The 21257-nt window shown below is 35.3% G+C and carries 23 protein-coding genes; 14 read left to right on the top strand and 9 right to left on the bottom strand.

The window, feature by feature from the left end:
* Nucleotides 1-115: 115 nt before the first annotated feature.
* From AAC069_RS07020 to AAC069_RS07005, 4 genes are all read right to left on the bottom strand, one after another.
* Nucleotides 116-502, bottom strand: coding sequence for a hypothetical protein (locus AAC069_RS07020; protein WP_339919769.1), 387 nt, complete (start codon nt 500-502; stop codon nt 116-118).
* Between the two features lie 287 nt (nt 503-789).
* Nucleotides 790-2652, bottom strand: coding sequence for an ABC-F family ATP-binding cassette domain-containing protein (locus AAC069_RS07015; RefSeq protein ID WP_339919768.1), 1863 nt, complete (start codon nt 2650-2652; stop codon nt 790-792).
* A 230-nt stretch (nt 2653-2882) separates the two neighbouring features.
* Entirely contained in the window at nt 2883-4154 is a 1272-nt protein-coding gene (locus AAC069_RS07010; protein WP_339919767.1) for a DUF445 domain-containing protein, read from the bottom strand.
* Between the two features lie 181 nt (nt 4155-4335).
* The gene (locus AAC069_RS07005) at nt 4336-5343 is read right to left on the bottom strand and encodes a T9SS C-terminal target domain-containing protein (protein WP_339919766.1); all 1008 of its coding nucleotides are present in this window, start codon (nt 5341-5343) and stop codon (nt 4336-4338) included.
* 123 nt (nt 5344-5466) lie between these two features.
* Between AAC069_RS07005 and AAC069_RS07000 the strand changes: the two genes are divergently transcribed.
* The 10 genes from AAC069_RS07000 to ftsY all read left to right on the top strand — a co-directional run bounded on the left by AAC069_RS07000 (nt 5467) and on the right by ftsY (nt 13176).
* Nucleotides 5467-6630 (top strand): glycosyltransferase family 2 protein, encoded by a 1164-nt coding sequence (locus AAC069_RS07000; RefSeq protein WP_339919765.1) that lies wholly within the window; start codon nt 5467-5469, stop codon nt 6628-6630.
* 84 nt (nt 6631-6714) lie between these two features.
* Entirely contained in the window at nt 6715-8025 is a 1311-nt protein-coding gene (locus AAC069_RS06995) for a dihydrolipoamide acetyltransferase family protein (RefSeq protein ID WP_339919764.1), read from the top strand.
* 174 nt (nt 8026-8199) lie between these two features.
* The gene (locus AAC069_RS06990; RefSeq protein ID WP_339919763.1) at nt 8200-8973 is read left to right on the top strand and encodes a 3'-5' exonuclease; all 774 of its coding nucleotides are present in this window, start codon (nt 8200-8202) and stop codon (nt 8971-8973) included.
* Nucleotides 8974-9033: 60 nt separating this feature from the next.
* Nucleotides 9034-9645 carry a fumarylacetoacetate hydrolase family protein gene (locus AAC069_RS06985; protein WP_339919838.1) on the top strand — a complete coding sequence of 204 codons (612 nt, stop codon included), beginning with the start codon at nt 9034-9036 and terminating at the stop codon, nt 9643-9645.
* Nucleotides 9645-9989 carry an Hpt domain-containing protein gene (locus tag AAC069_RS06980; RefSeq protein WP_091090440.1) on the top strand — a complete coding sequence of 115 codons (345 nt, stop codon included), beginning with the start codon at nt 9645-9647 and terminating at the stop codon, nt 9987-9989. Before AAC069_RS06985 ends, AAC069_RS06980 begins: the two co-directional genes overlap by 1 nt.
* 102 nt (nt 9990-10091) lie before the next feature.
* The gene (locus AAC069_RS06975) at nt 10092-11345 is read left to right on the top strand and encodes a CinA family nicotinamide mononucleotide deamidase-related protein (RefSeq protein WP_339919762.1); all 1254 of its coding nucleotides are present in this window, start codon (nt 10092-10094) and stop codon (nt 11343-11345) included.
* A 72-nt stretch (nt 11346-11417) separates the two neighbouring features.
* The gene (gene rpmB, locus AAC069_RS06970) at nt 11418-11654 is read left to right on the top strand and encodes a 50S ribosomal protein L28 (RefSeq protein ID WP_007138096.1); all 237 of its coding nucleotides are present in this window, start codon (nt 11418-11420) and stop codon (nt 11652-11654) included.
* 29 nt (nt 11655-11683) lie between these two features.
* Nucleotides 11684-11866 (top strand): 50S ribosomal protein L33, encoded by a 183-nt coding sequence (gene rpmG, locus AAC069_RS06965; protein ID WP_016988713.1) that lies wholly within the window; start codon nt 11684-11686, stop codon nt 11864-11866.
* A 75-nt stretch (nt 11867-11941) separates the two neighbouring features.
* Complete coding sequence (locus AAC069_RS06960; RefSeq protein ID WP_091090435.1) at nt 11942-12094, top strand: DUF4295 domain-containing protein; 153 nt, start codon at nt 11942-11944, stop codon at nt 12092-12094.
* A gap of 128 nt (nt 12095-12222) precedes the next feature.
* Nucleotides 12223-13176, top strand: a complete 954-nt coding sequence (gene ftsY, locus AAC069_RS06955; RefSeq protein ID WP_091090431.1) for a signal recognition particle-docking protein FtsY — start codon at nt 12223-12225, stop codon at nt 13174-13176.
* Nucleotides 13177-13343: 167 nt separating this feature from the next.
* Here the strand turns inward: ftsY and AAC069_RS06950 are convergent, their stop codons facing one another.
* The gene (locus tag AAC069_RS06950; RefSeq protein WP_339919761.1) at nt 13344-14414 is read right to left on the bottom strand and encodes a serine hydrolase; all 1071 of its coding nucleotides are present in this window, start codon (nt 14412-14414) and stop codon (nt 13344-13346) included.
* 235 nt (nt 14415-14649) lie between these two features.
* Between AAC069_RS06950 and AAC069_RS06945 the strand changes: the two genes are divergently transcribed.
* Nucleotides 14650-15093 carry a hypothetical protein gene (locus AAC069_RS06945; RefSeq protein WP_339919760.1) on the top strand — a complete coding sequence of 148 codons (444 nt, stop codon included), beginning with the start codon at nt 14650-14652 and terminating at the stop codon, nt 15091-15093.
* The gene (locus AAC069_RS06940; RefSeq protein WP_091090399.1) at nt 15074-15370 is read left to right on the top strand and encodes a DUF721 domain-containing protein; all 297 of its coding nucleotides are present in this window, start codon (nt 15074-15076) and stop codon (nt 15368-15370) included. Before AAC069_RS06945 ends, AAC069_RS06940 begins: the two co-directional genes overlap by 20 nt.
* A gap of 117 nt (nt 15371-15487) precedes the next feature.
* On the opposite strand, the gene AAC069_RS06935 is transcribed toward AAC069_RS06940, so the two are convergent.
* The 3 genes from AAC069_RS06935 to bshC all read right to left on the bottom strand — a co-directional run bounded on the left by AAC069_RS06935 (nt 15488) and on the right by bshC (nt 18941).
* Nucleotides 15488-15907, bottom strand: a complete 420-nt coding sequence (locus AAC069_RS06935; protein WP_091090396.1) for a nucleoside-diphosphate kinase — start codon at nt 15905-15907, stop codon at nt 15488-15490.
* A gap of 110 nt (nt 15908-16017) precedes the next feature.
* Nucleotides 16018-17289: a DUF5009 domain-containing protein gene (locus tag AAC069_RS06930; RefSeq protein WP_339919759.1), complete on the bottom strand. Its 1272-nt coding sequence runs from the start codon at nt 17287-17289 to the stop codon at nt 16018-16020.
* 59 nt (nt 17290-17348) lie between these two features.
* On the bottom strand, nt 17349-18941 hold the full coding sequence (gene bshC, locus AAC069_RS06925) for a bacillithiol biosynthesis cysteine-adding enzyme BshC (protein WP_339919758.1): 1593 nt from the start codon (nt 18939-18941) through the stop codon (nt 17349-17351).
* 95 nt (nt 18942-19036) lie between these two features.
* Here bshC and AAC069_RS06920 point away from each other — a divergent pair, with 95 nt between their 5' ends.
* Complete coding sequence (locus AAC069_RS06920; RefSeq protein WP_339919757.1) at nt 19037-19291, top strand: autorepressor SdpR family transcription factor; 255 nt, start codon at nt 19037-19039, stop codon at nt 19289-19291.
* A 5-nt stretch (nt 19292-19296) separates the two neighbouring features.
* Nucleotides 19297-19944: an SdpI family protein gene (locus AAC069_RS06915; protein ID WP_339919756.1), complete on the top strand. Its 648-nt coding sequence runs from the start codon at nt 19297-19299 to the stop codon at nt 19942-19944.
* Nucleotides 19945-20127: 183 nt separating this feature from the next.
* Here the strand turns inward: AAC069_RS06915 and AAC069_RS06910 are convergent, their stop codons facing one another.
* Nucleotides 20128-21216, bottom strand: coding sequence for an alpha/beta fold hydrolase (locus AAC069_RS06910; protein ID WP_339919755.1), 1089 nt, complete (start codon nt 21214-21216; stop codon nt 20128-20130).
* Nucleotides 21217-21257 lie beyond the last annotated feature (41 nt).

Genomic DNA, 21257 nt, shown 5'->3' with positions numbered 1-21257 from the left:
CAGTCAAAAAAAGAAGATTTTTTAAGAGAGTATAAAGGTGTAAATATAGGAGAATTTCTGGGCTAAAAAAAACGGATTTTTTGTACCTCTCATTACTAATTTCGTATGGATAAATTTAAAGGACGCAGAAAATAAGAAACGAACCAAAGAGTATCGAAAAAGGAGAAGTCAGCCTGATCAGGTTTGGCTTTAAAAACGCAGCACAATAGACTGCATAGGCATGATGTATTTTTCTTGGGACAAGGTATAGGACAAGTGAAGTAGTGATTATAAACCAACCTAGTACTGAGAACACTTCTGGATATTTTGAAAAATCTGCATATATTATCAATGCTGCAGCCGGAATCATCCGAATTGTAATTTCGGCGTAATTGATGAAATTTGTACTACCAGCTTTACCTATAATTGCTCTTGCCTTTGATGGGTAAAAAAGCATAAGGAAACCAGCGCTAATTAAAAAACATCCAAACAGGATTACTATCCATTTTGAAAGTAGTACCATAATCGTTTTTGCTTAATTGGGTTACAATGTACTTTCTTTTATTTCTTTTTCCAAAAGTGATAAAAGAAGCTCTTGATTTCTCTGCGAATTTGTATTTAATGCTTCTTGTCTTTTAAATCGAGAAAGTTTGTCTCTGTTTACGGTCGTAGCTTGCATTAGTGCGTATATGAGTAGCGTGAGTAATATTTCTGGGAGGTTGGGTTTTTATATAAAAAAACAAACCCCAACATTTCTAGCATTACTGCTAAAAGTGTTGGGGTTGTACATAATACAAAAGAAGGGCTTTTTTATCCCTCAATCTTTGCGCTCAGTTCAAACCAGCGTTCTTCTCTATCTTCAATTTTATTGTTGATATTTTCGAGTTCTTTTGCTTTTTTTGATATGTCGTTATCTGGTACTTTTCCGTCCGTGAATAATTGCTCGATTGCAATTTTTTGAACTTCTAAATCCTTAATTTCTTTTTCTATTTTCTGATATTCTTTTTGCTCGTTGAAAGTCAAATTCCCTGTAGGGTTGTTTTGTTTCCAGTCTTTCTTCTCCGCTTTGTTTTCCTCTTTTTGAGCCACATCTGTACTGTCTTCGTAGGCTCTAAAATCAGAATAGTTTCCAGGGAAATCTTCGACCACACCATCACCTCTAAAGATAAATAAGTGATCTACAATTTTATCCATGAAATACCTATCGTGAGAAACCACTAGTAAACATCCAGGATAGTCAAGCAAGAAACTTTCTAATACATTTAACGTAACAATGTCCAAATCGTTTGTTGGCTCATCGAGAATCAAGAAGTTAGGATTCTGAATCAAAACAGTACACAAGTACAAACGTTTCAATTCCCCACCGCTCAATCGATCTACAAAATCATATTGTTTTTTGGCATCAAAAAGAAAACGTTCTAATAATTGTGAGGCCGAAATCATTCTTCCCTTCATCAACGGAATAAATTCTCCGTATTCCTTGATCACATCAATTACACGTTGTCCCGGTTTTGGGTTAATCCCGCTTTGAGTATAATAACCTACTTTTATGGTTTCACCAATCACCACTTTTCCACCATCAAGCGGAAGTGATCCGGTCAATAAGTTCAAAAAAGTTGATTTTCCTGTTCCGTTTTTTCCGATGATTCCAATACGCTCTCCCGGTTGAAAGTCGTAACTAAAATTATCCATGATCACATGATCCTTGAATTTTTTGGAGATTTTGTGAAGCTCGATAATCTTGCTTCCCATACGCTCCATGTTGATTTCAAGTTCCACCTTGTTTTCCTTACGGCGACTTTGTGCTTTTTCTTTAATGTCATAGAAGTCATCCTGACGCGATTTAGATTTAGTCGTTCTCGCTTTTGGCTGACGTCGCATCCACTCTAATTCTTTTACGAAAAGGTTTTGAGCCTTGTCCACACTTGAATTTTCGGAAGCAATGCGTTCTTCTTTTTTCTCTAAGTAGTAAGAGTAGTTTCCTTTGTATGAATATAATTTTCCATTATCTAGTTCGATGATTTCGTTACAAACACGCTCTAAAAAGAAACGGTCGTGCGTTACCATAAACAAGGTGATATTTTCTTTGGCAAAATAAGCTTCTAACCATTCGATCATCTCTAAATCCAAGTGATTCGTAGGTTCGTCCAGAATTAATAAGTCAGGACGGTTGATCAAAATAATAGCTAGAGACAAACGTTTTTGCTGTCCACCCGAAAGGTTTTTCACCTTTAGTTTGAAGTCTTCCAACTTTAGTTTGAACAAAATTTGCTTGTATTGGGTTTCAAAATCCCATGCATTGTGTTGATCCATTCCGTCAAAAGCTTTTTGGTAGGCTTCTTCGTCTTCTGGGTTTTCCAATGCTTTTTCGTAGGCTTCAATTACTTTTAACGTTTCATTATCTGAGGCGAAAATACTTTCCTCAATGGTTAGTTCGTCCTGTAGATTGTTGTTTTGAGACAAGAAAGCCATTTTGATTCCTTTTCTCAAAACCACCTGTCCAGTATCTGATTCGTCCAAGCCATTAATGATACTCATTATGGTGGTTTTTCCCGAACCGTTTTTGGCTATAAAGGCAATTTTCTGGTCTTTACTAATCCCAAAAGAGATGTTTTCAAAAAGAGTTCTCTCTCCGTAGGATTTCGAGATATTTTCAACTGATAAGTAATTCATGCGTGTAACTAGATGTATTTGTTATGATTAGGGCTTTTTTTGCTGTATAAAGGCTACTTAAATTGCTAATTATTAGACGCCAAAAAAAAACCACCGTGCAAAGGTAGTTTATTATTTTTAGGTTAAAATTATTTGGAAAGAAGAACTTTCTCTAATTCAGCCACTTTAAGGAGATTCGATCAATCTTGCGAGTCAACGGTCATCGTTTGTGTGATGTTTTTGCCTCTAACTTAAAGCAATTTCAATAAAGCAAGTACAATACCAACTAAACCACCCACAACAGCACCATTCAAGCGAATGTATTGCAAATCATTGCCGACTTTATCTTCAATTTGCTCAACCAATTCTTTATTGTTGAGCTTCATCATGCTGGAGCGAACCATATTTCCTATTTCACTATGGAATTTTACCAACATTTCTGAAATGGTTTGACGTATCCAAATGTTTATTTTTTTCTGAGCCGCTGCATCTTCTTGCAAATCGGCTAACATGCTATTTAGTTTAGAAATCAAAAATTGCATTAGTGGTGTGTCATTATTTTCTAGCTGGGCTGAAAGAGTTTCTTTGGAGCGACGCAATAACGTATGTATTAGTTTTTCCTCTTCCACATGTTGCATAACGCGTTCTTTTAGATTCTGGATTATGGAAGTTGATTTCTCATCGCCCGAAGTTAGTTCTTTAGCAAATTCAAGAATCCAGTTGTCAAATTTGGTTCGAATGGGATGATTCGCATCCGATTTTGCTTCTGAGATTAACTCTTTTGCTTTATCAAGAAGTTCATCTGCGATTAGATTTAAATCAATTCCGCCGCTTTTCTCAGCTATAAATAAGGTGGCTTTTTTGAAAAATCCTTTATCCGAATATTCTTCTGCTGCAGTTTTAAGCTTAGAGAGCAGTAGTTTTTTTGTCTCGGGATTAGTTATAGATTTAGAACTTTCGTCAATAATTAACTCCCAAATTTGATGGTGATCGCCGTTTTTAATGGATTTTTCTAACCAAGTTCCCAGCGGGGAAGCTAGGTCTATACCGCTAATCTGCTCTCTTAGTATTTTTTGTAAGGCATCTGCAAATTTTGGGTTGTCTAATTCATTTGTGAATTTTAATACTATGTTTTGAATTAGACTAATCGCATTTTGTTGGTTTTTGGGTTGTTGGATGAAGTCCAAAATAGTTTTAGCTAAGTCCACTTCGTTTAATTTCTCGGCAATAACGGCCGGGGAAAGCCATTTATTAGTCACTAGATCGACTATTCCTTCGGTTAATTTTTCTCGGTTTTTAGCGATAATGTTCGTGTGCTTGCGGACAAAAGGAATTGGAATTTCATGAAACAAAGCGCTTACTGCAAACCAATCAGCAAATCCACCAATAGTCGCCGCCTCAAAACCTGCCGTGACAATTTTCCATCCCTGATGAGTTAGAATGTCTAAACGTAGCAGCGCTTCAAAAAGCACCAGGCCTCCAAAGGCTACAAGTAAAGAGATCGATCCGAGGTTATTTTTCATGGGGTTTTGTTAGTTTGAAAAAAGTTTTAACAAGTAGAAATGTAAGTAATTATTGTGGAATATTGTTCGCAGAAGCGATTTTTTTTAGATAAAAAAGGGGAGTGATAACTTTGATCTGTAAAAAAACTTTTTATTGTAACAAGAGATTTTTGTTTGTAAAAATGAAAGAGTCGTACTTGGATTATCGGCCTAGATACTCAGACAGATAGGGGCTTAGGTCTAATTGATGCAATTGTTGTGGTATAGCTATAAATGGTTTTCTTGTGAAATTTTCATTGGTTAGATAATATTGCAAACCATTTGGGGTAGTAATACCTTCGATTTGATGAAACGGAAGGGCTATTTTAATTTTTCTTTTATTACCGGAAAAGAAATCTGAATGGTCATAATCATAAAACAAATAGATGAATGGAGACAGTGATTTACTATATCCGCTAAGGACAAGCAGTTTTTTTTCTGTTACAATTGTAGCCGAAGTAATCAGCCCTTTTAGGTTAAAACTGTCTTTCAGTTGGGCACGGTAATTACCAGGAGTTTTAGGGATAGTATATACTGATGTTCTTTTTTGCTTCCATTGTTTTGTAAAAAAATAGATGTTGTCATCTACGACGACAAAGGCTTCACAATCAAAATTAGTCGTGTTTGATTTTAGTTTCGTGAAATCAGTCTGATTGGAATACGAGAATGAAATGGTATCAATTTTTTGAATATTTCCTTCAACCGTGTTCTTTTCAATTCTTAAAATATGCAGGTCTTTTCTGTTTCCCGAGACATTATTTCCAAAGTCGCCAATATAAAAATAGTTGCTGTCTTGCGTAATCTCTTCCCAATCCTTGTTAGATACTTTTTTAAGGGCTATTTTCTTTTGAATCAAACCGCTCGTATCTACACCATAGATGGTAGTGTCAGTATCATCATTAGTCGTCCACAGGATATTATCACTTAATGCTAAACCAGATGTTTCGCGGAGAACAGCTGGCAATTTGACGGAGTACTTCGGTTTTACTTTTGTCGAACGATAGCTGCAGCTTCCATCATTTATAGTCGCTGACGGATTGAAGTTTTTAGACATCGGGTCAGTGCAGCCCGAAATTTGGGCATGTATTTGACTAATCAAAAATAGGGATACTAATAAAAATGCTTTTTTCAATGACTTGGAATAGATTTGTTGCGGTCTTTTGTTTTTCAAAAGTAATTTATTCGCGGGATTAAAATTAGAATTGGGATTGAATCATTAGGTTTTATTTAGACAATTGCTGCTGTATTCTACTTTACCGTTGTGATTTTACATCTTAAAATATATCTTTGAGACATGCAATTGTCAGTAATCATCCTCAACTATAACGTCCGCTATTTCTTAGAATTATGCGTTTTAAGTGTACAAAGTGCTTTAGAGCATATTGAGGGCGAAATAATCGTCGTCGATAACAACTCGGAAGATGATAGTTGCGAAATGATGAAGCAGCGTTTTCCAAATGTAAAACTCATAGAAAACAAAGACAATTTCGGTTTCCCAAAAGGGAATAATATAGGTGTTGCCGCCGCTCAGGGTAAATATATTTGCATCTTGAACCCCGATACCATGGTTGCGGGGGATACTTTTACAAAAGTGTTAGCTTTCGCCGAAAGGCAAGACAACATAGGAATCGTGGGCGTAAAGCTTATCGACGGCGCAGGGAATTTCCTGCCGGAAAGTAAAAGAGGGGTTCCTACGCCTTTTGTCGCCTTTACAAAAATGATGGGGCTGTACAAGCTGTTTCCAAAAGTAAAAGTGCTTGGAAAATACTATGCGCAGCAGCTATCGCAAAATGAAACTGGGAAAGTTGATATTCTGGTGGGCGCTTTTATGCTGATGAAGCGAGATTTGTATCTGGAAATTGGAGGATTTGATGAGAACTGTTTCATGTATTCAGACGACATAGATTTGTCCTATAGAATGCTGTTGAAAGGAAAATCTAATTATTATTATCACGAATCAACAGTGATACACTATAAGGGCGAAAGCACTGTTAAGGATGGGGTTTATGTGAAACGGTTTCAGGAAGCTATGGAGTTTTTCTATAAAAAGCATTTCAAAGTTTCTAAGGTCTTTTCATTTTTTATGCAAGCAGGAATTCTATTTTTTTCTTTAATTAAAATGTTTCAAGGTCAAGCCAAAGAAAAAAAGACAGTAGAGTCTTATATCTTTTATTCTTCTAGTGATGAGTTAATTAACAAAATAGCGCCAAAACTGCAAAAAAAAGTGGTTTTTCACGATTTGAAAACAGAAAAAATGGTAATTTCGTCAAAGATTTCGTTGGGAACTAAGACAGAAATGTTGTTAGATAACAATTGCATTTCTTTTAAAGAGATTATAAATTTTATAGAATCGTTAAAAAACAAGGGGTTATCCTTTAAAGTGTTACCAAAAAACACTGCTTTTTTTATCGGCAGTGATAATTCTAATGAAAGAGGAGCGATTATAAAATTAGAGTGATAAATTACATTAAATGTAATTTATGTTTAAAATATTTAGTAATTTCGCAAACTGAAAACAAAAACGCCTTCTTAGGTTAACAATATGGCAAAATTTGAATTAAAACTTCCTAAAATGGGAGAAAGTGTCGCAGAAGCAACTATTACAAACTGGTTAAAAGAAGTAGGCGACAAAATTGAAGCGGATGAAGCGGTACTTGAAATTGCAACTGATAAGGTTGACAGTGAGGTGCCGAGTGAAGTTTCAGGTATTTTGGTAGAGCAATTATTTGGTAAAGATGATTTAGTTCAAGTGGGTCAAACCATAGCTATTATTGAAACCGAAGGAGGAGAGATGGTTTCAGTTGTTAAAGCAGCTGCCACTTCTGAGGCTGTTGCCGAAGTAACAAAGACTGTTGATGCCGCTAAAGATAGCGTTGCAACACCAGCTGATTTTTCTGATTCTGATAAGTTCTTTTCTCCATTGGTGAAAAACATTGCTTCAGCAGAAGGTGTTTCTGTGGATGAGTTGGAACAGATTAATGGAACAGGAAAAGACGGGAGAGTTACTAAAAATGATATTTTAGAATACATTAAAAATAAAGGAAGCCAAGCGGTTGTTGCTCCAGCAAAAACGGTTGAAGCTCCAAAAGTTGTGCAAGCAGCAGTTCCAGTAGCACAGAAAGCGGCACCTATTTCGGTAAACGGTGGTGATGAGGTTGTTGAAATGGACAGAATGCGTAAGCTTATTGCGGGTTATATGGTCGCTTCAGTACAAACTTCAGCACACGTTCAGTCTTTTATCGAAGTGGATGTGACTAATATTGTGAAGTGGAGAGAAAAACATAAAAATTCTTTCGAAAAGAGAGAAGGGGAGAAGTTGACTTATACTCCAATATTCATGGAAGCGGTGGCTAAAGCATTGAAAGATTTTCCAGGTTTGAATATTTCTGTAGATGGTGATTACATCATCAAAAAGAAAAACATCAATTTGGGTATGGCTGCATCATTGCCTAACGGTAATTTAATTGTTCCTGTGATTAAAAATGCAGACCAATTGAACTTGGTGGGTATGGCGAAAGCGGTAAATGATCTTGGTGGACGTGCTAAAGCAGGAAAATTGAAACCAGACGACACACAAGGTGGAACTTATACGGTTACTAATGTAGGGACATTCGGGAGTGTTTTTGGTACGCCTATTTTGAATCAACCGCAAGTTGGTATATTAGCTCTTGGAGCGATTAGAAAAGTACCGGCAGTTATAGAAACACCAGAAGGTGATTTTATTGGAATTCGTCAAAAAATGTTCCTTTCTCACAGTTACGACCATCGTGTTGTAGATGGAGCGCTAGGAGGTGGTTTTGTAAAACGAGTGGCTGAATACTTAGAAACATTTGATATAAACAGAGATTTGTAATATTGAAATAAATACATAAAAGAGCCCAACAGATTTTTGAAATTTGTTGGGTTTTGTTTTTTAAGAAGAGATTGCCGCATTAAAAAGCTTTGTTTTTTTTGGACGAAATTAATGCTTGATAATTGGTGAAACTCAGCTTTAAAATTTACATTTGTATGATAATAAAAACAAAAAATGGAACTTAAACTTAATAAACCAATTTGCTTTTTTGACCTTGAAACCACTGGAATTGATGTTGGGAAAGACAGAATTGTAGAAATATCAATATTCAAAGTTTTTCCTAACGGAAATAAAGAAAGTAAAACATGGTTAGTGAATCCTACTATTCCTATTCCGGCGCAAACAACGGCTGTCCATGGAATCACGGATGAAAAAGTGGCGAATGAGCCTACTTTTAAGGAGTTGGCTTCACAAGTTCATATCATGATAAAAGACTGTGATTTGGCTGGATTTAATTCTGATCGTTTTGATATTCCTTTGCTGGCAGAAGAATTACTTCGTGCAGGAGTTGATTTTGACATGAAAAATAGTGTCTCTGTTGATGTTCAAACAATTTTTCATAAAAAAGAAGAGCGAACGTTAAGTGCGGCGTTAAAATTTTATTGTGGGCAAAGTTTAGAAAATGCGCATTCAGCGGAAGCGGATACGATGGCGACTTATGAAATATTAAAAGCCCAGTTAGAGCGTTATCCGGATTTACAAAATGACATGAAAGCGTTATCGGAGTTTTCGACAAGAAAGAAAATTGCTGATTTTGCTGGAATGATTGCATTTGATAAAGACGATGAAGAAATTTTTGCTTTTGGAAAACACAAAGGAGTAAAAGTGGATAAAATTTTAGAAACAGAACCAGGCTATTTTAGTTGGATACAAAATGCAGATTTTCCTTTGTATACAAAAAAGGTTTTGACGGCAATTAAACTTAGAAAACTGAATACTAAAAACTAAGTAAATTGATTGGTGAATAGTGAAATAGGCTATTTACTAATTACTAATCACTATAAAGAGATGAAGATAATCTGTATTGGTAGAAATTATGCTAACCACATAGAAGAATTGCAAAATGAACGGCCTACGGAGCCAGTTATTTTTATGAAGCCCGATTCGGCGATTTTATTAAAGCAACATCCTTTTGTCATTCCTGAATTTTCGGAAGATATTCATCATGAAATTGAAATTATTGTTAAAATAAATAAGGTTGGGAAATACATAGAACCAAAGTTTGCTCATAAGTATTATGAGGAGATTAGTGTAGGGATTGATTTTACCGCTAGAGACTTACAAGCTAAGCTAAAAGCGAAAGGATTGCCTTGGGAAAAAGCCAAAGCATTTGACGGTTCTGCTGTAATTGGAGATTTTTTACAAAAAGAGCAATTTAGTTCGTTAGAAAATCTTACTTTTGAGTTAACCAATAACGGTAAAACAGTTCAAATCAGTAATTCTAGCTATATGTTGTGGAAAATTGATGAGCTTATTTCGTATGTTTCTCAGTTTTTTACATTAAAAATAGGAGATATTATTTTTACGGGAACACCTGAAGGGGTTGCTGCTGTAAAATCAGACGACGTTTTGGAGGGATTTTTAGAGGGACAGAAACTATTTAGAATACAAGTAAAATAATGGCTTTAAACTACAACCTTGCAAAAGTGTACGCACTTTCAGATAATGACCCGGAATTTGTAAATGAAATTCTAACGTTGTTCGTTACTGAAGTTCCAGAGGATTTATCTCAAATCAAAGAAGGAATTAAAAAGAAAGATCATAAGCATGCCTATGCTTATGCGCATAAAATTAAACCAACTCTAGACTTACTGGGGTTAAATGTTGCCTTTGAAGAAATTCTTCAAGTGGAAGCGTGGACGAAAATTGAAGGAAAAAGAAAAGATATAGATCATACTTTTAAGAGCATAAAGTCTCAGGTTAAAGATGCAATCAAAGAAATAAAAAAGGATTTTGATCTGTAAAGCACCATCAATCCTTATTTTTTAAACGCTAAAATTCAACATTCAAATTATTTGGATGTTGAATTTTAGGTATAAAGCAAATCCTAAATCCAGATCAAAAAAATGAAAGCAACCATAGTTACTATAGGCGATGAAATTTTAATTGGGCAAATTGTTGATACGAATTCGGCTTTTATAGCCAAATCATTAGATAAAATTGGAGTCGAAATCAGCGAAATGATATCGATTAGCGACGATAAACAGCATATTCTGGATACGTTTTCAACCCTTCAAAACACGGTAGATTTAGTGATTATTACCGGAGGTCTGGGGCCTACAAAAGATGATGTTACTAAAAAGACCTTTTGTGATTATTTTGAAGATGAATTAGTTGTGAATCAATCTGTTTTGGTACATGTTACTGAGATGATCGAAGGTTTCTATAAGCGAACGATTACTCAAATCAACAAAGATCAGGCGCTTGTCCCTTCAAAATGTACTGTTTTGCACAATGCTGTGGGAACTGCTCCAGGAATGTGGATGAAAAAAGAGAACACTGTATTTATTTCGCTGCCTGGAGTTCCTTATGAAATGAAATATCTGGTAGAAAGCGAAATAATTCCTAAGGTGGTGCGAGAGTACAGTCGTCCCTATATTATACATAAAACAATTCTTACTTACGGGCAAGGAGAGAGTCTAGTTTCGGAACGAATTGAAGATTGGGAAAACAGTCTTCCGGAGTTTTTGAGGCTGGCCTATTTACCGAGCCCTGGAAAAGTTCGTTTGCGTCTTTCCGCGCGAGGTACGAACAAAGTACTATTAGAAAATGCATTGGAGCAATATGTTAGTTCTTTAGATGCGATTATAAATGATATAATAGTTGGTTTTGAGGAGGAGGAAACAATCGAGTTCTTAGTGGGAAAGATGTTGAAACAACAACAAAAAACACTGGCTACTGCTGAAAGTTGCACCGGAGGTGCGATTGCATCGATATTAACTTCAATAGCGGGTGCTTCTGCGTATTTCAAGGGTAGTGTCGTTTCGTATGCTACGGAGGCTAAAACAGACGTGCTAGGGATTCCTGAGAGCTTGATAAAAGAGTTTTCTGTAGTAAGCAAAGAAGTTGCTTCGGCGATGGCTTTACGGGTAAAAGAAATTATGAATACTGATTATGCGATTGCGACAACTGGAAACGCTGGTCCGACAAAAGGGGATGAAAATGCCGAAATTGGCACTGTCTTTATCGCTTTGGCAACGCCAAATGAAGTTATTGTCGAAGAATATAATTTTGGCCAACCCCGTGAGAAAGTGATAGATAGAGCGGTGATTAAAAGTTTAGAGTTATTGAAGAAAGAAATTTTTAAAAATGTCCTATAATTTTGTTGGTTTATAGGTTTATTTTTCTTTTCTTTGCACCCTGATTTTGAATAACGATAAAAGATAAGCATAATGTCAAGAGTTTGTGACCTTACAGGTAAAAGAGCGATGGTAGGAAATAACGTTTCTCACGCTATGAATAAAACTAAGAGAAAATTTTCTGTTAACTTAGTGAAAAAGCGTTTTTATCTTCCAGAAGAAGATAGATGGATTACTCTTAGAGTAGCAGCATCTACGGTAAAAACAATTAATAAAAATGGAATTGCTGCAGTTTTGAAAAAAGCTCAAGCACAAGGATTTATTAAATAATCTTTAAATTCTAAAAAAAAAATAGCAAGATGGCAAAGAAAGGTAATAGAATCCAGGTAATTTTAGAATGTACTGAGCACAAAACAAGTGGTGTGGCAGGAACTTCAAGATACATAACAACGAAGAACAAAAAAAATACACCTGATAGATTAGAGATTAAGAAATTTAATCCAGTTTTGAAACGTGTAACTGTTCACAAAGAAATTAAATAATAATTAGAGATTTTAATAAAAGTCTCAAATGGTAACATTTGAAGATTATATTTAAATTTAAATAACATTTGAATCATGGCAAAGAAAACCGTAGCATCGTTACAAACATCTTCTAAGAGATTATCAAAAGCCATCAAAATGGTGAAATCTCCAAAAACTGGCGCTTATACATTCGTAGAATCTATAATGGCACCTGAACTAGTTGATGAATTCTTGAAAAAGAAGTAATTAATAAAAGCATTATATAGAAAAGCTACTTTCATTCGGAAGTAGCTTTTTTATTTTATATCTTTACCGTGCTGAAGAGGGTATTAGTTCATTGTGTCTAATGCTTCATTCCTAACACTGTTAATACAATGAGTTTTTTCAAAAGAATATTTTCATCGGAAAAAAAAGAGACTTTAGATAAAGGTCTTGAAAAATCAAAAACAACTTTCTTTTCTAAGTTAAGTAAAGCTGTTGCAGGAAAGTCTAAAGTTGACGATGCTGTGTTGGATAATTTAGAGGAAATTCTTGTTTCCTCTGATGTAGGAGTTGATACTACTCTTAAAATCATTACCCGTATTGAAAGTCGTGTTGCGGCTGACAAATATCTAGGTATTGAAGAACTCAATAAAATTCTACAAGAAGAAATTTCAGGTCTGCTTTCTGAAACCAATACAGGTGAAGCAACAGAATTTGTAATTCCAAAAGATAAAAAACCATACGTTTTAATGGTAGTAGGTGTAAATGGTGTTGGTAAAACAACCACCATCGGAAAACTTGCGTTCCAATTTAAAAAAGCGGGTTATAAAGTAGTTTTAGGCGCTGGAGATACGTTTCGTGCCGCTGCAATAGATCAATTACAAATTTGGGCTGATAGAGTAGGAGTTCCTATTGTTAGGCAAAACATGGGTTCTGATCCCGCTTCTGTGGCATTTGATACCTTACAGTCAGCGGTGGCTCAAGATGCCGATATTGTAATAATTGATACGGCAGGACGTTTACATAACAAAGTCAACCTCATGAATGAATTGACTAAAGTAAAACGTGTAATGCAAAAAGTCGTTTCTGATGCACCTCACGACGTTTTATTAGTTTTGGATGGCTCAACCGGTCAAAACGCTTTTGAGCAAGCTAAACAATTTACAGCAGCTACAGAGGTAACTTCTCTTGCTGTAACTAAATTAGACGGTACTGCAAAAGGCGGTGTCGTTATTGGTATTTCAGATCAATTTAAAATTCCCGTAAAATATATTGGTGTTGGTGAAGGAATTGAAGACCTGCAAGTATTCAACAAACATGAATTTGTAGATAGTTTTTTTAAATAGAAGAAATGAAAAAGATTAGTCCAATATATCTTTACTTTATAAGTCTAGTTTCTTTTGTTTTAGCAAACATACTTAGAGAAAAAAATGATTTTGCATATGGTGCTTTCCTAGGGATTGGTTTAGTTACTCTTTTATTTGCAATTTATAAAAAATTTGGCACTAGGTAGTTACTGATATAGCGCACTGATTTTTTGCCACAATACATTGTCAAAATCGGATAATGCCAGATTTACATTATCGGCGCCGTCTCCCATTCTTATTACTACCATATTCTTGCTTGGAATAACATAAATTTTCTGGTCGTTTTTTCCTAAAGCCATATACATGTCATTTGGTGCAGACGGAATGATACTTCCCGAGAATTGCAATTGTGATTGCGGTAAGTGGTAGCTGCTTTTTCCATTTAGCCACCATAAATAGCCGTAACTTAGGTTGATGTTTTGTGATGTTGTAGTGGAGGCAATGCAATAGTTCTCATTGAGTATTATCGTGTTTTCCCATTTCCCTTTATTAAGCATTAGTAATCCAAAGCGAGCCATGCTTCTGGTTGTGCTGGCATAAACGGAACTATTACCAGAATCAAACCAAGCGCCATCCATGCCAATCTTATCCCTTAGTTTAGTGTTGAAATAGTTGCTCCAAGTTTGTTTTGTTGCTTTAGCCACAACATCTTGAAGTTTTACATATACATTATGATACGCCCAACGTGTTCCTGCATCTGCTTTATACTGTAAGCTTGCTGGAGTGACATCGTCTCCATTTGCAACATCCTCAATACCGGAAGTCATGGTCAACAAATGTTTATTAGTAATCAAGTTTTCTTTGGTCAAGGGTACGCTAGTCCATCCGGTTCCAATATAGTCTGAAACTTTAGAATTGATGTTTAAATACCCTTCTTGCTCTGCAATTCCCGTTACCGTACTCGTAAGTGTTTTGCCCGCACTTGCCCAATACCAATTAGCGGTTACTGAATGCCCATTAAAGTAGTTTTCCATTACAATTTTACCATCAACAAGAATTAGGAAAGACTTACTGTGTTTGAGTTCTACATAATCTAATAAAGGTTGAACAGCGCCTTGATTCCAATTTAAGCTTGTAATAGATTGTGTTTTCCACTGGGTTCCTGTTAAAGGAGGGAAGTAGTTGGTTACAGAAGGTGCAGGTTTCGTTTCTGTATCTTCTTTGGTGCATCCAAGGCAAAATAGCAGGATTAGTAGACATTGTATCGATTTTGGCATCTTGTACTAATTAGTTATTCTTTGATCAAAAATAATCAAAATAGTTTAATGTGTTTTGCTATTTTTGTTTTCTTTGAATTTAATAAGCTTAGCTTTGTGGCATAATATAACGGATTTACTTATCCAAAAGCCCTAGCCCTGATTGAAGCGGAAATCCTTTTTATTTTTTTTAAAAAAATAAGAAGATTATAGTGGAAAGCAGGATTTAGCTCCTAAAAAAAAATAGATAATTTATATGAAAAATATACTTAGAATTTTAGTGCTCTCTTTGTTTTTTGTGGGTTGTCAACAAAAGATTGAACCTACAGACATCGCCAAGTTAAATGGCTATTGGGAAATAGAAAAAGTTGTTTTTGACGAAGGGGAAGACAAGGATTATAAAATGAATGAAAGTTATGATTATTTTGAGATTACCAATAACAATGAGGGAATCCGAAAAAAAGTAATGCCGCAATTAGACGGTAGTTTTTTAGTGAATGATGCTTATGAGAATGTGGTGGTACGATTTAAAGAAGGTAAAGCATTCTTAGATTATTCTACTCCTTATGCAAAATGGAGTGAAGAATTAATTGCTGTCTCCGATAAGGAGTTAGTGGTGCGAAATGAAGAGAAGAAGGAATATCATTATAAGAAAACAGGACCAATAAATTTGACAAGCGATGGCGAAAAGACTAAATAATCAAAGTACGGTTGGGGATGTTTTAAAGCAAATTATCCAAGTTAACAAATTGCAACCGGGAATGGACCAGATAGACGTTAAGGATGCCTGGAAAAATCTAATGGGGAACGGTGTGAACAGTTATACTAAAAATGTGGTATTGAAAGGAAGTACGCTGTATGTTGAGTTGAGTTCGTCTGTACTTCGTGAAGAGTTGAGTCACGGGAAAAGTAAAATTGTCAAGATGATAAACGAAGAACTGCGTCGTGATGTAGTGAGAGATGTGGTGTTGAGATAAGAATCTTAGATTTCAGATGGTTGTATAAAAAAATCCCGTCTCGCTTTCAGCGGACGGGATTTTTATTTGGATGATTTTTAAATCTTAATTCAAAAATCTGCAATCTTCAACCGAAAATTAAAACTGCTCTCTTCCTGCAAAATGAAAAGCACCTTCGATAGCTGCGTTTTCATCACTGTCAGAACCGTGAACTGCATTTTCTCCAATAGAAGTAGCATATGCTTTACGGATTGTACCTTCAGCAGCATCAGCTGGGTTAGTAGCACCGATTAATGTTCTAAAATCTTCAACAGCGTTGTCTTTTTCTAAAATAGCAGCAACAATAGCTCCTCTTGACATAAATTCTACTAATTCACCGTAGAAAGGTCTTGCAGCGTGTACTGAGTAAAATGCTTGAGCATCTGCTACAGTAAGTTGAGTTAATTTCAAAGAAACAATTTTGAAACCTGCATTTGTAATCATTGCAAGTATGTTTCCGATGTGTCCGTTAGCAACAGCATCAGGCTTAATCATTGTAAATGTTCTATTTGTAGCCATTTTGTTTTGTATTTTTTAGATTTTGTGCAAAAGTAGACTTTTTTTTGAATTGAAATTAGGAAATCAGCAGTTTAGGCTTTTTTATTTGCTAATTAGACTGTTTTTTTACCTTACACTTTGAAAATTAAGTTGTTTTTGTAAAACAGCCACAAAATGAAACTCCATATACAGGAGTAAATTAAAGCGCCGGCTAAGGATGCCGACATGGGATTGTTGAAAGATGGGAGAATCCAAAAACTATAGAGATATTGCTGCAGGTTTATCTGTTCCGATGGAATTTGTGTGTTTTGAAATTGAATCATTCTTAACCCTTGCGGTATGATTTGGGAAAATGAAAAAACAATCATTGGATTTACACCCCAAATCAAGAATAATTTGAATCCATTCCTGATGTTTAAAGTGTCAATTATATAGTAGAAAAAGGTAAAAACGAGTATGCCCAGACCGGCAGTTAATAAAACATATGAACTGGTCCACAGCGATTTGTTTATTGGGAAAATGCTATTCCAAAGCAATCCAAGTAGGAGCAGTACGCTTCCTGTGATTATCATTTTTTTTATAACCTCAAGTTTACTGATGTTGCTATTCAGCAATTGTCCAATTAAAAGCCCAATTATTCCGGTGGCAATTGCGGGTAAGGTGCTTAGAACTCCTTCTGGATCCCATGTTTTTGAATACACCCACAGATGGTCTTTTAACAAGGCATTGTCGATCCAGGCTGCTAAATTAGTGCCTTTTTCAAGGTTTGCTTCGCCAATTTCAGGAACTGGTATTAGTGTCATCAACGCCCAATAGCCTAACAATAACGTTATGACCGTTATGATTTGTGTTTTTTGATTTGTTTTGAGGTACAGTAGAGATATGAAAAAATAAACAATCCCTATGCGTTGCAGTACACCAGGAAGTCTAACTTCCTTATAGGCTTCAATACCACCGAAAGCTAAAAAGAGATATACCGCCAGAATGGTAAGTGCGAGGTACAATTTCATTGTAGAATTGAAATTACCCAAAAGGGCATAGCCTACACCAAATGTTATTGCCAACCTTGCCAGTAATAATGGGATTCCCTCTAATTCGAAAAGTTGGATTTTACCGAAAAAATTAAAAAAGATACCTAAGCAAATTATCCGAAGCGAGCGCGCTAATATTTTAGTAAAAGTGGCAACATCAAAAGTTTTTGATGGTAGAGCAAATGGAATTGCTACCCCCATTATCAAAATGAAAAAAGGAAAAACCAGGTCAGTTGGAGTCCAGCCATTCCAATCCGCATGTTCTAACGGTGGATATATGGCGGACCAATCACCTGGATTATTGACTATGGTCATCATTAAAACCGTAAGTCCTCTAAATACATCCAATGAAATTAAGCGTTCTTTTACCATTGCTTTTCGTTTGATTATAATTAAAAGTACGTACTATTTTTTTTAATGCTTGTATTCTTTTATGAAAGTGTAATTATATTAAAATCTTGTTCTAAAGGTTTCAAGGTATCGATTACTCTGGGAATTAAATTAGCACCCGATTCCAAATAGAATTCTGAAAAATTTGCCTGACGTTCTTGTAAACTTTTATTAGGAAACAATTCGTTTTGTAAATCGGTGATCCGTTCTAAAATACTGCTCAACTTTCTTTTCTGTGCTTTTAACAAACGTTTTTCTAGATTGTCTAGACCTTTTGTTTGTTTTACTTCCTGCGCTTTTATAGCTCCTACGAAGGACTTATCAGTAAGTTTAGTAATCTCATACAATGCTTTGAATTGTTCTTGCAGCTGTTTTTTTAAAGTGGACATATCGATTGGGAATTCCGATAATTGTATTGTTTTAGTATTTACTAAATCGGCTTGTTTAGAAAACAAGTCGTTCCAAGTTAATTCTAATTTGTCTGCCTTTTTAATTTGCTTTTCGGTAGCTAAAAGAACAGAATTACGAACTAATAGCATTGGGAAAGTAACCTTTACCGCGTCAAAAAATGATTTTAATTCCAACCAATAGGCAATTTCTCCGCCTCCGCCAATGTAACACAGATTTGGTAAAATTACTTCCTGATATAGTGGACGCATAATCACGTTAGGGCTGAACATTTCTGGGTTGGTATCTAGTAATGTCAAGATTTCTTCTGGCGAAAATTCAATTTTGGTATTGTTTATTTTGTATTTCCCGTCTTCCAGGATAATGCGTTCCCGCATTTTATCTTCGATATAAAACAAATTGATTTCCCGTGGATTTACCTGTATGTTGTACTTATTTAATTTTTCAGTTGTTTCAAGTACTGCTTTATGGGAAGTTTGGTTTAGCAATTCTTCTTTCGCAAAAGGAATAAAACTACGCTTTAGATCGGTATCATCGGCATCAAGAATTACGAGACCTTGTGCTCCAAAAAGTGAATTCGCTAAATGACGTGTGGCATCCGCTAAATTGTCGTGATTTAGATAGGCATCTTTAAATAAGTTCTTCAAGGTTTCAGCATTCGTACTTGAACCTAATTCCTGGGAATATAGTTCAAAAACATCTGATAAGCCTTGGGTAGACAACCTTCCCACGGGTCCAGTGCTTTCCTTGTTCCACCTGAATTTTTTTCCTTTGAAATTAAAATAATTAATTTCTTCAAAATCATGATCTTCAGTCGCCATCCAATAAATAGGGACAAAGTTATATGCAGGATATTTTGCTTTTAATTCCTGGGTAAGATTAATCGTGGAGATAATTTTATAAAGGAAATATAGAGGGCCAGTAAATAGATTCAATTGATGTCCGGTTGTTACTGTAAAAGTGTTGTTCACTTTCAAAGCTTCAATATTTTGAAGTGTTAAATGAGAGGTTTCAATACCAGCATATTGTTTTTGCAGAACAGAAACTAAAGTGACTCTATTTGAATTGTCGAAATTGGACTGCTTTTCGAGGATTTGTCCCTCAAAGTTTTCAAGTGTAGGGAAGCGATTATATAAAGAGTGTAGATTGTTTTTTTGATCTAAATAATCATTCATCAACGGGGAGAAATACCCTGAGTTTTGATAGCTGATACAGTCGGTAGGCATAGTTTAGTAATTTGTGTAAATGTACTAAATTCAAATTTAATTTTGTCATTAGAAATAATATTTAGATATTTGTCTAAATATATAAATACAAAAAAATGAATGCCATTTTTAAAGCATTAAATGATGTGACCCGGAGGGAGATATTAGAGCTTTTGAAAGTCAAGGATTTATCGGCAGGTGAAATAGCGGATCATTTTAATATTTCAAAACCGAGTATTTCACATCATTTGAACATTTTGAAGCGTGCGGATTTGATCACATTCGAAAAAAGCGGTCAATTCATCATTTATTCTATTAACACAACGGTAATGGAGGATGTATTGCAATGGATATTAACTTTTAAAAAATAAAAATAATGAAACTTACCTTTAAAAAAGAATTGCCTTTAATTGGAATTGTATTGGCACCTTTCATCTATTTGGCTATTATTTGGAATACATTACCAGAGAAAGTACCAACGCATTGGAATTACAAAGGAGAAGTTGATAAATGGGGAGATAAATATTCATTGATAGCCCTATTGTTTTTATTGCCTGTTTTGACTTATGTATTAATGATAGTTGTCCCAAAAATTGACCCGAAAAAGAAAATAGAGCAAATGGGAGGGAAGTACTATCAATTGAAATTTATATTGGTTTTATTTATGTCGATGCTGGCTTTTATTATTTTACATCTAACTCAAAACCCATCTGTTTCAAGTCCGAATTTGATTGCCATTCCGCTAGGAATACTGTTTATTGCGTTAGGGAATTATTTTAAAGTAATCCAACCCAATTATTTTATTGGAATACGAACTCCATGGACATTAGAGAGTAAAGAAGTTTGGAAATTAACTCATATAATGGCAGGTAAATTATGGATTGTTGGCGGCTTATTGATTGTCTTAGGGAGTTTGACTTTAGAAAAAAGCATTTTTATTTATATTCTTATTACAATTATTGCTGTAATCGCGATAGTGCCGGTAGTTTATTCGTATCTGAAATTTAACGAATTAAAGAATTAGCTTTTCATAATATAAAAGAAGGCTGCCTTTGTAGGCAACCTTCTAGAGTCTGTGATTATTTTTTTTTTTTGAAAAGAGTCATTTATTGACATAAGTTACTTGATTCGTTTCTAGCGGTGTATATCACTTTGGAAGCAGCGATTCTAAAGCTGTTTTGTTACTATATGGTCATTTTGGTTTTAATCAGTTTGTTGGTTCCGAGACCAAAAGTAATTCTTTTAGATACTCTCCCCATATTTTTGGATTTGAATGGGTGCCGTGGCCGGTCGTTTTGTCGGTTATGGGCAATAATACATATTTTCCGTTTTTAACTTTCGTGATTTCTTTCTCCATCAACCCGAGTTCAGGAGGGTTCACTTGGTCGTCGGCAGAATTTATTGCTACTAAAGGCGCTTTGATTTTTGACAAGAAAGGCTGTGGATTATAATCTCTCGATGAATCGAAGGCGTAAATTAAATCATTAGCATCTAATCCTGCAGAATACCTTTTTAAAAGGCTTTCCATCATGAGTTCTGCTTGGTCTCTAGTTGGGGCGGCTATTTGCCATTGTAACGGGCTGCTAACCATAAACATCAAAGACAGGATAGCGCCGGACATGCCTAATTTTGGCTGTTGCGTATAATTACCATCTTTCCACTCGGGATCCAATTCCACTAATTTAATCGCCATTTTCCTTTGAATGCGGTTTCTGCCGGCGATTTCTACTGGCAAGCTTGCCAAAGGCATGAGTGCATCCATAAAGTCAGGGTACGTGTAGCCCCACATCCAGGTGTGCATTCCACCCATCGAAGTTCCCATAACCAAACGTAGATGGTCTACTTTTAAATGTTCATTTAATAACTTATAGTTCGCTAAAACCATATCGTCATAGTTGTATTTAGGGAATTTCATCCTTAATCCATCGCTTGGTTTACTCGACTTTCCGTGGCCAATATCGTCTGTTAAAATAATAAAATACTTGGTGGCGTCTAGCAATTGGCCTTTTCCGAATAGATTGCCCCCGAACTGTTTGCTTAGAAAAGCACTTCCGCTTCCAGTGGTGCCATGCATGATTAAAACGGCATTGTTGATTTGGCCTTTCTTATCTTTTGTTGGGTTTCCTACGGTTGTGTAATGTAGCTTCAATTGCTTCAAATGTTCTCCACTTTTAAAAGCAAAGTCACTTATTACATAATCGCCCTCGACAGCTTCTGGAAAGTCTGCCTGGGCATAAGTAGTCTCGGAGGATAAGATTAAAAAAACAAAAAAGGCAAATATATTTTTGATTATCATAGAATTAAAATTTATTGTATTTTCGATTAAGCTTGAGCTCA

Source organism: uncultured Flavobacterium sp. (genome assembly GCF_963974175.1).
Classification (GTDB): Bacteria; Bacteroidota; Bacteroidia; order Flavobacteriales; family Flavobacteriaceae; genus Flavobacterium.
The sequence above is the reverse complement of the archived record's forward strand: the minus strand, read 5'-3'. Positions and strand labels throughout refer to the sequence as shown.